Annotated in this window: 11 protein-coding genes and 2 tRNA genes; 7 read left to right on the forward strand and 6 right to left on the reverse strand. The window is 27.0% G+C overall.

What is annotated here, in order from left to right; translation table 11 throughout:
- The first annotated feature begins 114 nt into the window (after positions 1–114).
- On the forward strand, positions 115–483 hold the full coding sequence (locus tag U880_RS0104135) for a hypothetical protein (RefSeq protein WP_024654879.1): 369 nt from the start codon (positions 115–117) through the stop codon (positions 481–483).
- A gap of 33 nt (positions 484–516) precedes the next feature.
- On the opposite strand, the gene cdd is transcribed toward U880_RS0104135, so the two are convergent.
- The gene (gene cdd / locus U880_RS0104140) at positions 517–972 is read right to left on the reverse strand and encodes a cytidine deaminase (RefSeq protein WP_024654880.1); all 456 of its coding nucleotides are present in this window, start codon (positions 970–972) and stop codon (positions 517–519) included.
- Between the two features lie 133 nt (positions 973–1,105).
- Between cdd and U880_RS0104145 the strand changes: the two genes are divergently transcribed.
- Entirely contained in the window at positions 1,106–2,065 is a 960-nt protein-coding gene (locus U880_RS0104145) for a DHH family phosphoesterase (RefSeq protein WP_024654881.1), read from the forward strand.
- Here the strand turns inward: U880_RS0104145 and U880_RS0104150 are convergent.
- Entirely contained in the window at positions 2,055–3,599 is a 1,545-nt protein-coding gene (locus U880_RS0104150; RefSeq protein ID WP_051373883.1) for a glycoside hydrolase family 3 N-terminal domain-containing protein, read from the reverse strand. The two genes, U880_RS0104145 and U880_RS0104150, sit on opposite strands and share 11 nt — an antisense overlap.
- 332 nt (positions 3,600–3,931) lie before the next feature.
- Here U880_RS0104150 and U880_RS0104155 point away from each other — a divergent pair.
- Together U880_RS0104155 and U880_RS0104160 are read left to right on the forward strand one after the other, a co-directional pair.
- Positions 3,932–4,005, forward strand: a tRNA-Met gene (locus U880_RS0104155).
- Positions 4,006–4,021: 16 nt separating this feature from the next.
- A complete protein-coding gene (locus tag U880_RS0104160; protein ID WP_024654883.1) occupies positions 4,022–4,567 on the forward strand; it encodes a DJ-1 family glyoxalase III in 546 nt (181 codons plus the stop codon).
- 99 nt (positions 4,568–4,666) lie between these two features.
- Here U880_RS0104160 and U880_RS0104165 read toward each other — a convergent pair whose 3' ends face one another.
- Complete coding sequence (locus U880_RS0104165; RefSeq protein WP_024654884.1) at positions 4,667–5,884, reverse strand: acetate kinase; 1,218 nt, start codon at positions 5,882–5,884, stop codon at positions 4,667–4,669.
- A 19-nt stretch (positions 5,885–5,903) separates the two neighbouring features.
- Positions 5,904–9,284: a transcription-repair coupling factor gene (mfd, locus tag U880_RS0104170; protein WP_024654885.1), complete on the reverse strand. Its 3,381-nt coding sequence runs from the start codon at positions 9,282–9,284 to the stop codon at positions 5,904–5,906.
- Between the two features lie 98 nt (positions 9,285–9,382).
- Here mfd and U880_RS0104175 point away from each other — a divergent pair, with 98 nt between their 5' ends.
- The 3 genes from U880_RS0104175 to U880_RS0104185 all read left to right on the forward strand — a co-directional run bounded on the left by U880_RS0104175 (position 9,383) and on the right by U880_RS0104185 (position 12,527).
- Positions 9,383–10,345: a hypothetical protein gene (locus tag U880_RS0104175; RefSeq protein ID WP_024654886.1), complete on the forward strand. Its 963-nt coding sequence runs from the start codon at positions 9,383–9,385 to the stop codon at positions 10,343–10,345.
- On the forward strand, positions 10,302–12,380 hold the full coding sequence (locus tag U880_RS0104180) for a LysM peptidoglycan-binding domain-containing protein (RefSeq protein WP_038359219.1): 2,079 nt from the start codon (positions 10,302–10,304) through the stop codon (positions 12,378–12,380). The genes U880_RS0104175 and U880_RS0104180 overlap by 44 nt, the downstream gene beginning before the upstream one ends.
- Positions 12,381–12,455: 75 nt before the next feature.
- Positions 12,456–12,527: transfer RNA gene (locus tag U880_RS0104185), tRNA-Asn, on the forward strand.
- A 5-nt stretch (positions 12,528–12,532) separates the two neighbouring features.
- On the opposite strand, the gene rnmV is transcribed toward U880_RS0104185, so the two are convergent.
- Both rnmV and U880_RS0104190 read right to left on the reverse strand, forming a co-directional pair.
- Positions 12,533–13,066: a ribonuclease M5 gene (rnmV, locus tag U880_RS10865; protein ID WP_084543210.1), complete on the reverse strand. Its 534-nt coding sequence runs from the start codon at positions 13,064–13,066 to the stop codon at positions 12,533–12,535.
- A 3-nt stretch (positions 13,067–13,069) separates the two neighbouring features.
- Positions 13,070–14,338 (reverse strand): M18 family aminopeptidase, encoded by a 1,269-nt coding sequence (locus U880_RS0104190; protein WP_024654888.1) that lies wholly within the window; start codon positions 14,336–14,338, stop codon positions 13,070–13,072.
- Positions 14,339–14,390 lie beyond the last annotated feature (52 nt).

Genomic DNA, 14,390 nt, shown 5'->3' on the forward strand with positions numbered 1-14,390 from the left:
TTTGCACTTTTCCTTTAGTTTATTGCATAATCCTATTATGTGTAAAGATAACATTATTTTTTTTAATATTCAATTAATTTCGTTATATCACTAAATGGGGTGGAGGGGTGTCTTATGTTGCAATCTCAATTATTTGTTAAAAAATGCAAAAGATGTATTTCTAAAGATGAAATTTTAATGAATAATGTAAAGAATGTCGAAAATGTTTTTTATGATTTTCTTAAAGTTTTTGACAAAAAGGCTTTAGAAAATATGTTTAATTATTATTATGAAAATTTTAATTTTGATAAAGGAATATATGATTTTATTGATAAATTTATTCCAATGATTGATTTTTTGTCATTAGAAATTTTGGAGCATGAATTTAATTTTGATGAGAAAAGAATTATTTTAGATATTTTTGATGCATCTGCATGTACTATGAAATCTAATCAGTTAAGCGAGTTTGCAAAGGCTATCGTTTCTCTTGGTATTTTGGGTTGATATTGAGACTTGATTTTTATATAAGATTTTATGTCATGTTGTTTGATTTGCTTTAAATATTTTTGATAGTTCTTCCTTATTGAATGGAAATTTAAGTAGATCGTTGAGTGTGTAAGTTTTAAAAACTTTTTTGTTCATGTTAAATTGATTAGGATCTGTTATTAATATTTTAGTATCTTCTTCAAAAAATTCTGACATTACTTGACGACATATTGCGCATGGGACACTTGCTGGGACTGTTGTGACTAATATGAAATCTATTTTTTGGATGCCAACAGATGATATCATGTTCATTATTGCAGCTTGTTCTGCACATCTAGTTGCTCCAAAACTTGCATTTTCAACATTTGAACCTTGAAAAAATAAATTGTCTTTTGTTTTAATACAAGCTCCAACTTTAAAATTTGAATAAGGAGAATATGCATTATTTCGTGCAGTTTCAGCTAATTGAAATGCTTTTATAATTGTATCCTGTTCATTATCATTCATTTATAAAACCCCTTGAATTTATAACGTATTCAATTATAACATAATGTTTATAATTTTCTATTAAAATATTGTAAAATGTTTAATTATAAGATGTGGTTATTGATTTATGTGAAAGGTTTGTTAATGTTTTTTTATGATTGATGTTATTGAATTTATTAAAAAGTATGACAATTTTATTATTGTTGGGCATAAGGATCCCGATTTTGATTGTATAGGTTCATCTTTGGCGTTGGCTTCTTTTTTGCGCAGAATAGGCAAAGGAATTATTCTGTTAAATGAAGGTCCATTTGTAAGGAAGGAAATAATTCCTTTTAGAGAGAAGTTTTTGTCTAGATGGCCAGATATTAATTTATCAGATTATGCTGTTATTATTTTGGATTGCTCCATATTTGATCGCATTGGAGATGAATTTGTTTTTTATGTAAAAGATATGCCCATTCTTGTTATTGATCATCATTCTTCAGGAGATAAATTGGATACCCTTGGATATATTGATCCTGGTGCGCCTTCAACAACTTTTTTGATTGAAAAGTTAATTAGAGCATTTGGATATGAAGTTACTAAGGAAGAGGCATGGTATATTTTAGTGGGGTTTTGTACAGATACAGGATTTTTTAGATTTATTTCAAGCGATGATCCTGCACCCTTTGAAATGGTATCTAGACTTGTATCTAAAGGCTTGATCCTTAAAGATATTTATAATTATATTGAATCTGTTAAAAGTTTAGCCTCAATAGATGTGCTTAGTATGATGCTAAATAATCTTAGGACGTATTTTGATGGGAAGGTATTGTTAACGATTTTACCCTTTAATGCTAAGAGAGACAATAATATTAGTGGAGTTAATGAACTATTTTATTCACTTCTTGCTAATGTAGAAAATAATGAAATACTAATTATTTTGAAAGAAACAGAAGATGGTTCTATTTTAGCAGGACTTCGTTCTAAGGAATATTTCGATGTGGGTGAACTTGCAAAATATTTTGGAGGAGGGGGACATAAACATGCTAGTGGATTTAAGATTAAAAGTAGTGCTTTAAACCTTTTAGAAAATCAAATAATTGCATATATTAAAGATGCTATTAATTCTTGAAATTCATTAAAGGTATTTGTCCTTTTGGATTAAAATCTTCTGTTAAAGTTAAAAATCCAGATTTAAATGATAGTGTTGTGGTGCCATATACTACTACTATGTTTTCTATCCAGTTAAGTTGTTTAATGTGTTGAGGAGTAAGAGACACAATGATGCTTATTTTATTTTTATATTCTTTTAAATTTTTTATGTACTCTAAACTAGCAGGTGTTGATACATTAAAAATAACTTGTTCATATTTTTCAATTAAATTTTTTATTTCTTTTAATTGTATGGGATTCATGCTATTTAGTGGATAATAATTATAATAATAGCCATAACTATTTTGAAATATTTTTTTACCTTCTTTAATCATTGTGTTATAAGGTGATATTAATAGCGTTTTTTTTTGCTTTGATACCTTTTTTGATAATTTTATTTTTGTTATACTCCTTAATGTATTTTGTTCAAAAAAAAATTCAGCTTCTTTAGTAGGTATTTCTTTAGCATTGTCATATTTTGGAAAAAGTTCTTCTCTGTTTCTTTTTTCTTTTAGATATTCTAATTTTATTTTAAGTATTCTTTTATTGGATTTAATAATGTTTTCTCTTATTGTATTATCTTTTTGCATGAGGTTTAATAGTTGATTGTAAGCATTATTTTGTATATCTTCATTTAATGATATTAATAAAATATCAGTTTCTGTTCTAATAATTCGTTCAATTGTGTCATAAATGCTCTCATTTTGATATTTTACTGCATTCATTAGTAGGTCATCTGTTATTATTAAATTGTCGTATTTTAAGTCTTGCCTAAGAATTTCCTTGATAATTTTAGTTGATGAGGATGCAGGTATTTCTTTTCCGTTTGTAAGCATTGGATATGCTAAGTGTCCGCTCATAATCATTGGAATGTTTTCTTGTATTAGTATTTTATATGGTAACAACTCATTTGCTTTAATTTCTTTTAAATCTGAATTTATTATTGGCATTTTTATATGAGAATCAATAACAGTATTGCCATGTCCGGGAAAATGTTTTGCTGTTGAGATTATGCCTGCTTGTTTTTGTCCTTTATAGAAAGCCAATGCAAATAGAGATACGATTTGTGGATTATTTGAATATGTTCTTGGTCCTATTATGAAATTTTCTTCATTACTGTAAATATCTGTTATTGGAGCAAAATTTATGTTAATTCCAAGTTGTTTTAATTCATTTGCTATGTGATATCCAGTAAAGTAGGCATCATTTGGTGATAGAGTTGCTGTTATGCCAAGATTTCCTATTGTTTTTGATGTTGTAAGTTTTATATGTTGTGTCCATCCACCTTCTTGATCTGTTGCTATAAATAAGGGAATTTTAAATCTATTGTTTTGAGAAGTTGTTTGTGCTTTATTTATACTTTCTATTAATTTGTATAAATTTTTTGCATTCCATCCAAAAATTTTGATTCCACCTAAATTTTTTTCTTTGATGAAGTTTAAGGTAAAGTTTGTTATTTCTTCTTTTGGGTAACTTATCATAAACATTTGTCCCAATAATTCTTTGTCATTCATTTGACTTACTATTTGTTCTATTAATTTTTCTTTATTTTCTGTACTCCAAAAGTCATAACAAAAACAATTATTATTAATTAAAAAAACAATTATATAAATAATTTTTTTCATTTGAAACCATACTAATCTTTTTTTGATTTATAAGTATATCATATTGTTTTAGGTTTACTTATTTCAAGTTCCTTATTATTTTAAAATTTTTTGAATATATTGTTTATATTGTAATTGTAAATTAATTATTATTTCCAATTTATATTAAATGTTTTGTTTGTTTATCAGTACTATTTATATTGACAAAATATCTTTGAATTTATACACTTTAATGGCTACAGGCTGATGTAGCTCAGTTGGTTAGAGCACTCGGCTCATATCCGGGATGTCGTGGGTTCAAGTCCCTCCATCAGCATTAAGGAGTTTGTATTATGAGAGTAGCAATTATACTTGCAGATGGTTTTGAAGAAATTGAAGCTGTAGTGCCTATGGATATTCTAAGGCGTGGTAATGTTGATTTGAAAGTTGTAAGTTTAAATGATAGTAAACTTGTTTCAAGTTCTATGGGTTTTGTTTTTGGAGCAGATGAGAAGATATCAGATTGCACAGCAGATCATTTTGATTTAATAATACTTCCTGGGGGAATGCCAGGTGCTACGAATCTTTTTGAATCTAAGGATTTAGATGATATTTTGAGAAATATGAATTTACAGGGCAAGTTGATTGCAGCTATTTGTGCATCTCCAGTAGTTGTTCTGGCTGCAAAGGGACTTTTGGGTGAGAGTAAATTTACATGTTATCCAGGGCTTGAAAATGATATTACTGATGGTGAGTTTGTTAATGAAGATGTTGTTATTAGTAATAATTTTATTACTTCTAAGGGTGTTGGCACGTCTTTTGAGTTTGCTTTTACTTTATTAAAGATTGTTAAGGGAGCGGATGTACTTGAGGATGTTAAAAATAAAGCCTTGCTTTAATGTGAGATATGCAATGAGTAATTGCTATTAATATTATTTGTTTAATTTAAAAAAATGTTTTATGTTAAAGAGTCGTTTTTTGTATATTATATTTTGTGATTAATTATTTTTTATTAGATTATAGGTATCTTCGACTATAGTTAGTTCTTCATTTGTTGGGATGACAAGTATTTTTATCTTACTTTGATTACTTGATATGTCATATTCTGTGTTTTTATCTATTGCTAAATTATTTTTTTGAAGGTCAATTTTAATTCCAATTTTTTCAAATCCTTGAAGTGATAATTTTCTTATCTCATAATCGCTAGTACCAATTCCTGCTGTAAAGATTATTGCATCAATATTAAAGTCTAAAGCCGCAAGGTAAGACCCAATATATTTTTTTATTCTATAAGTCATTATTTCAACCGCAAGTTTAGAATTATATTTATTATTGTTACTTTCTTTCCAAATATCTCTTAAGTCATTTGATTTGCACGATATACCAAGCATACCACTTTCTTTATTAAGAATGTCTTCAATTTGTTTTGGAGTTTTTTTTAGTATTTTGCTCATTAAGGGGATAATTGTAGGATCTATGTCTCCACTTCTTGTGCCCATTACAAGGCCTTCAAGTGGAGTTAGTCCCATACTTGTGTCATAAGATATTCCTTTTTGAACAGCATTAATACTTGCTCCATTGCCTAGGTGTAATATTATTAAATTTAGATCCTCTACATTCTTATTGAGTATTATTGCAGTTCTTTTTGTTATATATGCATATGAGAGACCATGAAATCCATATTTTCTAATATGATAATCTTTATACCAAGAATATGGTATGGCATATAAGAATGCCTTTTGATTCATGGTTTGGTGCCATGATGTGTCAAAACATGCGACTTGTTTTGCATTTGGAAATAATATAAACATTTGTTCTATTACTTTTATTGCAGTTGGATTGTGAAGAGGTGCAAGAAGAGATATTTTTTTTAGTTCATTTAATACATTTTTATTAATGATTACTGAGTTTTTAAATTTTGCACCCCCATGTACAATTCTGTGTCCTATTCCTTGAATTTGGTCTAAATGATTAATAATGTTAGTTTTTTTATTTGTTAAAATTTTAATCAAATGTTTTAGTGCTTTTTTGTGAGATTGAATGTTTAAATTCGTTAATTCTAAAAATTTGTTTTTGAACTTAATTTTGATTATTGCTTGGGTTGTTTTAATTTTTTCAATTATTCCTGATGCTAATATTTTTCCATTGTGATATTGATATTCATAAAGTGTAAATTTTAATGAGGAACTTCCTGTGTTTAGTACTAGTATTATCATATTTTTCATTTAATTATTATTATAATAATAGATACAAATTTTTGTATATCCAATTTATTTTATCTGTTTCTTGAATATTTCCTAAATGTAGGAAAATCGAATTTTTGTATTCTTGATTTAATTTTAAAATATTAGGATTGTCTTTAATAATTTTCATGATTTTTTCTGCAGGGATGCTATTTATATCTAAATATTCAATTTCAAGTAGTCCATTTCTTTCTTTAAGGCTTGTAATATTGAGTTTTTGTGCAAGTAATTTTAGTTCCGATAAAATAAGTAGGGTATTTAGTTCGTTGGGAATTGGTCCAAATTGATCATAAATTTCAGATCTTAGTTTGTTATTTTCTTCTTCACTTTGAATTGCTGAAATTTTTTTGTAGATTGATATTTTATGTTGTTCATTATTTATGTAACTATTAGGGATAAATCCATTGTAATTAATTTCAATGTTAATTTCATTTTTTTTTGAAGTTTTTCCCATGCGTTTTTCAATTGCTTTATTTAGCATTGTTAAGTAATAATCTAGTCCAATAGATTCAATTTCTCCATGTTGTTCTCTTCCAAGTAAATTACCAACGCCTCTTATTTCCATGTCTTTCATTGCAATTTGAAATCCTGCTCCAAGTTCTGAAAATTCAGATATTGCTCTTAGTCTTTCAATAGCGCCTTCATTGAGATTTGAATTTTCTTTATATAAAAAATAAGCAAATGCTTTTTTTGAGCTTCTGCCAACTCTTCCTCTTAGTTGGTATAATTGTGCGAGCCCAAATCTATTTGCATTGTTGATTATTATTGTATTTGCATTTTCAATATCTATTCCATTTTCAATGATTGTTGTTGCTAGTAGTACTTGATATGATTTATTTATAAAATCTTGCATGATGTTTTCAATTTGTTCCCCCGTAAGTTTTGCATGGATAGTGGCAATTCTTGCATAAGGGACTACTTTTTCTATCATTGCTTTTATTGAATCTAGTTCTTGAATATTATGATGTACGAAAAAAACTTGTCCATCTCTTGATAGTTCATTTTCGATTGCATGTTTAATTAGTATTTCACTAAATTCTTCAACGTAAGTTTCTATTTTAATTCTGTTTTGGGGTGGAGTTTTTAAAACAGAAATGTCTCTTAGTTTGATTAATGACATGTGAAGAGAACGAGGAATTGGAGTCGCTGATAATGCAAGAGAATCAACAGAGACTTTTATTTCTTTTAGTTTTTCTTTTTCTTTAACACCAAACCTTTGTTCTTCATCAATAATAATGAGACCCAAATCTTTATATGTTATTTTTTTTGATAGTATTTTATGTGTTCCAATTATTATGTCAATGCTTCCTGTTTCTAAATTGCTTAGAATTTCTTTTTCTTTTGATTTTTTTATAAATCTGCTAATCATTGCAATTTGAATTGGGAAATTTTTAAATCTTTTTTTAAATGTATTGAAGTGTTGTTCTGTAAGAATTGTTGTTGGAGATAGTATTGCTACTTGTTTTTTCCCCATAACGGCTTTAAATGCAGCTCTCATTGCAACTTCAGTTTTTCCAAATCCAACGTCTCCGCATAGAAGTCTGTCCATTACTTTTGAACTCATCATATCTTGTTTTATTTCTGATATTGCTGTTAATTGATCTGGAGTCTCATCATATGGAAATTCTGATTCAAATAATAATTGCCATTCATCATCTTGAGGATATTGAAATCCTTTAATATTTTCTCTTTCTGCATAAAGTGAAACAAGTTGATCCGCAATTTTATCAATTTTTTTTGTTGCATAAATTTTTTTCTTTTCCCAGGTTTTTGAACTGATTCTATCTAGTTTTATATTTTGAGTTTCATTGCCAATGTATTTTTGAATAAGGTGTGTTTGTTCAATAGGAATAAATAATTTTTCATTATCAGCATATTCAATTTCAATATAGTCTTTTTCAAGAAGACTTGTTTTGATTCTCTTTATTTGTCTAAATATTCCGATTCCATGATTTATATGGACAATATGACTATTTTTTTCAACTTCAATAAATGAATCTATAGGTTTTGTTTTTGATGATTCGAAAGTTTTATTTGTTTTTTGTTTTTTGTTAAAAATATCTGCTTCAGTAATAATAGCTATTTTTTCTTCGTTTATTATAAGAGAGCTTGATATTTTAATAACTTCAATTTTGATTTTAGGTATGTCTTGAAAAATATATTTTAATTTTTCTTTTTGTGAGTTGGATTCTGCTGTAATAATTACTTGAAATCCATTATCAATCCAATTTTGTATTTCTTGTTTTGCAAGCACGATATTTGAAAAAAATCTACGTTCGCTTTCAATTTTAAATTCTATAACTTCTTCTGTAGGTTTTTCTGTTTGCTGATTTATAGGAGTTTTTATAAAATATATGTTGGTTTTTAATTTTAAATCATTGGGATTTATAAAGATTTCTTTTGGTGATACTATTTTTATGTCTGATTCTATTGCTTGAGTGTAGAGCTTATCATATTCTTTATATATTTTTTTGATTTCTTCTTTTAAATTTGGTATTTCAAAATTTATAGTAAGTGTATTTTCATTTATTTCTTGGCTTAAGATAGTCTCTCCTAATAATGGATAAAATACTTCTTCTGTTCTTGCGTTGTATTTTGTTTCAATTTGTTTGAAGAATTGTTTATATTCAGTTTCTTTGATGTAGTTTTTTAATTTATCTATGTTTTCTTTGCTCCAAATTATTTCTTTTTTTGGAATTATGTCAAATTCATCAATATTATTTTTTTGTTTTAATTGATTTAGGGGGTTGAAATAATTGATTTGCTTTATTTTATCGTTATTAAGAGAAATTCTTGTTGGTTCTTTGTGATTAAATGAATGTATATCTATTATTTTGTTCTTTATTGTAAATTCTCCGGGTAATGTAACCCTCATTGTTTTTTCATATCCCATTTTTAGGAGTTTTTTTTCAAAATTTTCTATGTTAATTATTTTATCTATTTGGATTTTATATCTATTATTAAATAGATCCTTTTTTGTAGGAATTTTACTAAGTAGAGATTTTAATGAAACAATATATATGCCAGGATTATTTTCATAAAAGTTGATTAAAAATTTTACTCGATCACAGAAAACTTTACTTTTTGAGCCAATTCCTTTGTATATAAGAGGACTGAAGTAATTAAGTTCGTATATTTGATCTGTAATTTGTGTTAAATCATTTTTAATTTCATCTGATATATTTTCATTTTTAACTATCAGTATAACTTTATTATTATTACTATATTTTTTGATTTTGTGAATTAAGAAAGCTTTAAAAAATTTTTCGTATCCTGTTAGTGTAAAATGTATATTTTGTTCAATAAGTTTTTGCATTTTTTTTAAATTTTGATTGTTTTTTAGTTTGGTGGTCAATTCTTTTTCTATATTCATTTTTTACCTTTTTGTTTTTGTAGTTTAGTATAATATTATATATTAATAGATATGTTCTGTTTCGTTATGTATAATATTAGTTAGATTTTGAGGAGTTTATGGAATTTAGAAAGTTATTGTTTGTTGTATTTCTTATGATTGTTCCTTCGATATTTTTTCCTAGGGATTATAAGGGTCTTGATTTTAAGATAAAATTTTTCAATCAATCAATTTATCGTGTGAATAGTAATGTTTCTATTGAAGTTTTACTTAGTAATTCATCTGATGATTTAATTACCCTTGAGGTAGGGGATGTTAATACTTTTGGTTTTGATTTTGATGTTACAGATACTACTAATATAAAGGTTAAGAGATCACTTGAATATGTAAAAAATAGATCAAAAAATGTTGCGATTCCTGTTAGAACTTTAATTTTAAGACCTAATGAGAGATTTTCTGTAGTAATGAGTTTAAATCAATTTGTACAATTTGATAAAGATGGTGTTTATTTTGTTAAAGGTGTATTTTTCCCAAATATTTCAGCTCCTCAAGAACGTGTGGAGTCTAATGTTATTACCTTATTTTTGAAACCTAAAATGGATAATATTGCAGAAAAATTTGACTTTTCTAATTTAGCTTCCAATCGTGAGGTACAAAATGTTTTAAAGCGAGAAAATTTATCTCCTGATAAGGTTATTGAATATTTATTTTCAGCATTGCGACTTGGAGAGAGAGAAAAATTCTTTTTATATATTGATATTGAAAGTCTTATTTTAAATGATCAAAATAAGTCATATCTTTATAAACAAGAACTTAAATCGGGTTCTAACAATATGATTGAAGAATATAAGGAATATTTGTGGAATAATGGTAATTCTTATATTTCAAAAGTTCCAAGTAAATTTTCTATTGTTGAGACTTCTTATACAGATTCTACGGGTAGGGTTGTCTCTGATGTGTATTTTGAGGATGGTCATTTTTATGTTGCCAAGCGATATACCTTTTTTTTAAAAAAGTATGATTATTATTGGATCATTTATGATTATACTGTTCAAAATACTGGAATTAAGGAGAAATACTAGGCCTTTTATTTTGAAAATTAAAGGGTTTTGGAGTATTTTATATATAATAACTTTTATTGATTTGTATGCTAATTTTAAGCATGAAGTTGTTAGAGGAGATACTTTGTATTCAATTTCTATTAAATATAAGGTATCAGTAAAGGAACTTAAAATTGCAAACAATTTAAAATCGGAAAATATTAAGATTGGACGTATATTATTTATTCCAAATTCTTCTAAAGCTAAAAACAAGCTTAATACTAAGAAGGTTACTGCTAAAAAATATAGTCAGAAAGCAAAGGTTGCTCAATATGGCACTAGTAGTAAAATTTATATTGTTAAGGTTGGGGATACTATTGAAGATATATCAAAGAAATATGGCGTAAAAGAAAAAGAATTGATTGCTTGGAATAATTTAAATTCTAAAATTCTTAAGGTTGGGTCTAAGTTGAATTTAGATGAGCCTGATTTTTTAAAGCCATATTTAGTTAAAAAAGGTGATTCACTTTCAAAACTTTCTGTTGATTTTGATATTAGTATTTCAGATATTATACGATTTAATTTTTTAGATAGTAAAAATTTGGTAATTGGACAAAAATTATATTTAAAGAAAGCTTCTAGCAATGTGCATTTTCATTATGTAAAGCGGGGAGAGACACTTGGTAAGATAGCATATATTTATGGTGTTACTGCAAAACATCTTGTTCGTTTAAATGGAAATAACGCAATAAATTTAAAGGCAGATTCGATTTTAGATGTTTCTGGAGTAATAGAATCAGATTTTGCAACTCCTAGTGTTTTGCAATTGGAGGAAAAGGCTAAAAATAATGAAACTTTTATATCTCATAAAGTGTCTGTTGGTGAGACCTTATATAGTATTGCTCGTCAATATGGGATTTTGCTTGAAGATTTGAAAAGTTGGAATAATTTAAATGGAAATCATATTGTGTATAATCAGGAACTTAAAATTTATGATAAGAGCAAAAGATCAGTTGTTGGTGATAAAGTTTTAGATGACATTGTAGGTGATGATGATAATTCTAAGAGTAAAGTTAAAGCTATTGCAAATGTTATTTCTGCCAAGAATAAGAAGTTAAATTTGGATTTTTCTAATGTTTTAGAGCATAGAAATGCCTTTGATATTAGTGCTTTAGTTGTTCTTGAGCCTAAAATACCTATCTTTGAATTTAATGGAATTTTTTATTATTGGTATAAGCCTAAAAAAGTAAGTCAGCCAAGTGAATTTTATTCAGAGGATTGGCATTCTCCTCTTAATGCATATAAGAAAGCAAGTCAGCTTTTTAAAAGTTTTGAAAATCTTGTTCAATCTCGTCCGATTAAAAATAATAGTTTAAAAAATAAATTAATAATAATTGATCCTGGACATGGGGGACTTGATCCTGGTGCTATTGTTAAGGCTAAAGATGGACTTAATAATGAAATTTTTGTTGTTGAGGATGAATATGTTTATGATATTGCTTTAAGGCTTTATGTTTATCTTAAAGAATATGGAGCTAATGTTGAATTGACAATTTTATCTCCCGATCATTTAATTAGAGATAGTGTAGAGGCTAATAATACTTTTGTTAATGTTAAGAATGAAGTTTATAATGATTATGATTTAAATAAGACAGATACGGTTGATTCTTGGATAAATGGTACTCTGGAAGGTTTGAAGAAAAGATTATCTGTTGTAAATAAATTTGTAAATAAATATAGAAATATTAAAAGAGAAGATATGCTTTATATTAGTTTGCATTCTGATAATAGTGTTGGTGCTCCTAGATGTATGGGATTTTATTATCATTCTGAGGATGAAGGAGGATTTGATACTCATTCAAAGAGTATTATTGAAAAAATGACAGCAGATTTTAAAAGACCTCCTTATATTAAAGGACAAAATCTTTATATGTTGAAAAATAATGTTGTTAAGACTAAATTGTTGGTTGAAGTTAGAAATTTGGCGTTTGATGAAGAAGCTTGGGCAATTAGGTCTTCCAAGCTTAGAAATTTAGATTCTAAAATTCTTGCTGATGCTATTTTAAAAATTTTGTAGATTTGTTAATTTTTTGTTATTAATTTGGCTACTTGACAAAAGATTTTCAATTTATCATAATGTTTAGGTATCCATTCCCCTATAGCTCAGCGGTAGAGCAGGTGGCTGTTAACCACTTGGTCGGAGGTTCAATTCCTTCTGGGGGAGTTTTTTTATTGTAAAATTATTTTTTCTATGTCTTTGCGTTTTATCTTAAAGTAATTGAGTCTTTCAAGTAATTTTTTGTTATTTCCATTTCCTAAGTTAAAATGCTTTTGTATTTGTTCTCTTTTCTTTTTTGATTGGGGTCCTGTTATCCCAAGTTCTATTAAATCGCTTAAACTTAAATTTTCTTTTTGTTTTTCATTATAAAAAGTGCTTATTTTTTGTAAAATTGCTTTTATTTCAGATTTAGAAGATATTTCAACTTCTTGATTTTGAGTTTTAAGATAAGCATGCTTAATTTTATTATTATCATTTAAATAACCTGTTCTTTTAAGTATTTGTTTTCTAATAATGTTTCCTGCTTTGTCGCTATCAGTAAAAATAATTATACCATTTGTTTCTATTGCTTTTTTTAAAACATTAATGGTTGATCTTTTTAGATATAACCCACCAGTTTCAATTATAGTACATTTAAATAGAGCTTTTATTTTCTTAGCATCGTCTTTACCTTCAACTACAATTATTTCTTTTATGTGTTTCAGATTTTAATTCCAATTTTCAAAAAATGCTCTTAAAAGTTTAATTGCTTCTATGTGATCTGATATTGCAATAGTTTCTCTTAAAGAGTGCATTCCCCACATTGGAGTTCCAATATCTATTGTTTCAATACCTGTTTTTGAATTTGCAATTGGACCAATTGTGCTTCCGGACTTTGTATCTGCTTTCATTAGTATTTCTTGAATTTTAATATTATTTTTTATAGCTAAAGCTTTAAGTTTTGCCCATCCATTTGCTGTTGTTGCATATTTAAAATTGGCATTGCTTTTGATAGTTACACCTTTTCCTAGACTTGTTTTGTAGTAAGGGTCATGTTTACATATGTATCCTGGATGTATTCCATGTGCTCCATCCATTGAGATATTAAATGATTTTTGGAGTTTTATCATATGTTCTTCTTGTCCTAAATTTAAAACATAATCTATTCTTTCTAAAATTTCTGTTAGTAGTGTTGAATTAGCTCCTCTAGAAGTTAGAGATCCAATTTCTTCATTATCAAAGAATACAGCTACTTTGTTTTTTTTGTTATTTGTGTGAACAAATGCATTCATTATTGCATGACATCCTGATTTGTTGTCAAGATTTTTTGATGCTAAAAATTCACCTTCACTGCCTATAATTTTAGAAGGTTCAGATGCTGTGAATATTAAATCACATGATAAGAAATCTTGTTGGGATATTTGTAATTTTTCTAGGATAATTTCTTTAATACTTTTTTTAAGACTTGTTATAACAACTATATTTTCATGAGTGTTGTATGTAAATCCTTCATTTGCTTTGTGGTTTAGGTGTATAGCTACATTTGGTATAATGCCGATATTTTCAATTGTGATTAATTGTGAATTAATTATTCCTTCTTTCATGAAATATACAATTCCTGCTAAGCTTAAGTCTCTGTCAGTCCAGGTTGAGATTATTGGACCACCGTAAATTTCAATATGTTGAGAGAATACATTGCCTTCGTTCTTGCTAGATTCTATTTTAAGTTTTAATCCAGGACTGTCAGAATGGGCTGATGATATTAGAAATGGTTCGTGTATTTTATTGGTATTAATATTGAATGCAATAAGACTTGTTCCTTCCTTTTTTATATAATAATATCCCGTTTCTAATTTCCATTTTTCATTAAGTTTAAGTTCCTTGGCATTAAGATAATATAATAATTTTTGTTCGATATAATTGATTAGATGGTATGGTGTTAAACTTTTATCTAATAAATTTTGAAAATGTGATATGTCTAATGTTGCATCATGCATTTGTTCTTTCCCCTTTGGTTTTATTGTTTTAATAATATCTAATATTTTATTA

Source organism: Borrelia hispanica CRI (assembly GCF_000500065.1).
Taxonomy (GTDB): domain Bacteria; phylum Spirochaetota; class Spirochaetia; order Borreliales; family Borreliaceae; genus Borrelia; species Borrelia hispanica.

Excerpts from the sequence above, each read along its gene's own strand:
- U880_RS0104135 (WP_024654879.1), top strand. The coding sequence starts at position 115 with ATGTTGCAATCTCAATTATTTGTTAAAAAATGCAAAAGATGTATTTCT.
- cdd (WP_024654880.1), bottom strand. The coding sequence starts at position 972 with ATGAATGATAATGAACAGGATACAATTATAAAAGCATTTCAATTAGCT.
- U880_RS0104145 (WP_024654881.1), top strand. The coding sequence starts at position 1,106 with ATGATTGATGTTATTGAATTTATTAAAAAGTATGACAATTTTATTATT.
- U880_RS0104150 (WP_051373883.1), bottom strand. The coding sequence starts at position 3,599 with ATGAATGACAAAGAATTATTGGGACAAATGTTTATGATAAGTTACCCA.
- U880_RS0104160 (WP_024654883.1), top strand. The coding sequence starts at position 4,022 with ATGAGAGTAGCAATTATACTTGCAGATGGTTTTGAAGAAATTGAAGCT.
- U880_RS0104165 (WP_024654884.1), bottom strand. The coding sequence starts at position 5,884 with ATGATAATACTAGTACTAAACACAGGAAGTTCCTCATTAAAATTTACA.
- mfd (WP_024654885.1), bottom strand. The coding sequence starts at position 9,284 with ATGAATATAGAAAAAGAATTGACCACCAAACTAAAAAACAATCAAAAT.
- U880_RS0104175 (WP_024654886.1), top strand. The coding sequence starts at position 9,383 with ATGGAATTTAGAAAGTTATTGTTTGTTGTATTTCTTATGATTGTTCCT.
- U880_RS0104180 (WP_038359219.1), top strand. The coding sequence starts at position 10,302 with ATGATTATACTGTTCAAAATACTGGAATTAAGGAGAAATACTAGGCCT.
- U880_RS0104190 (WP_024654888.1), bottom strand. The coding sequence starts at position 14,338 with ATGCATGATGCAACATTAGACATATCACATTTTCAAAATTTATTAGAT.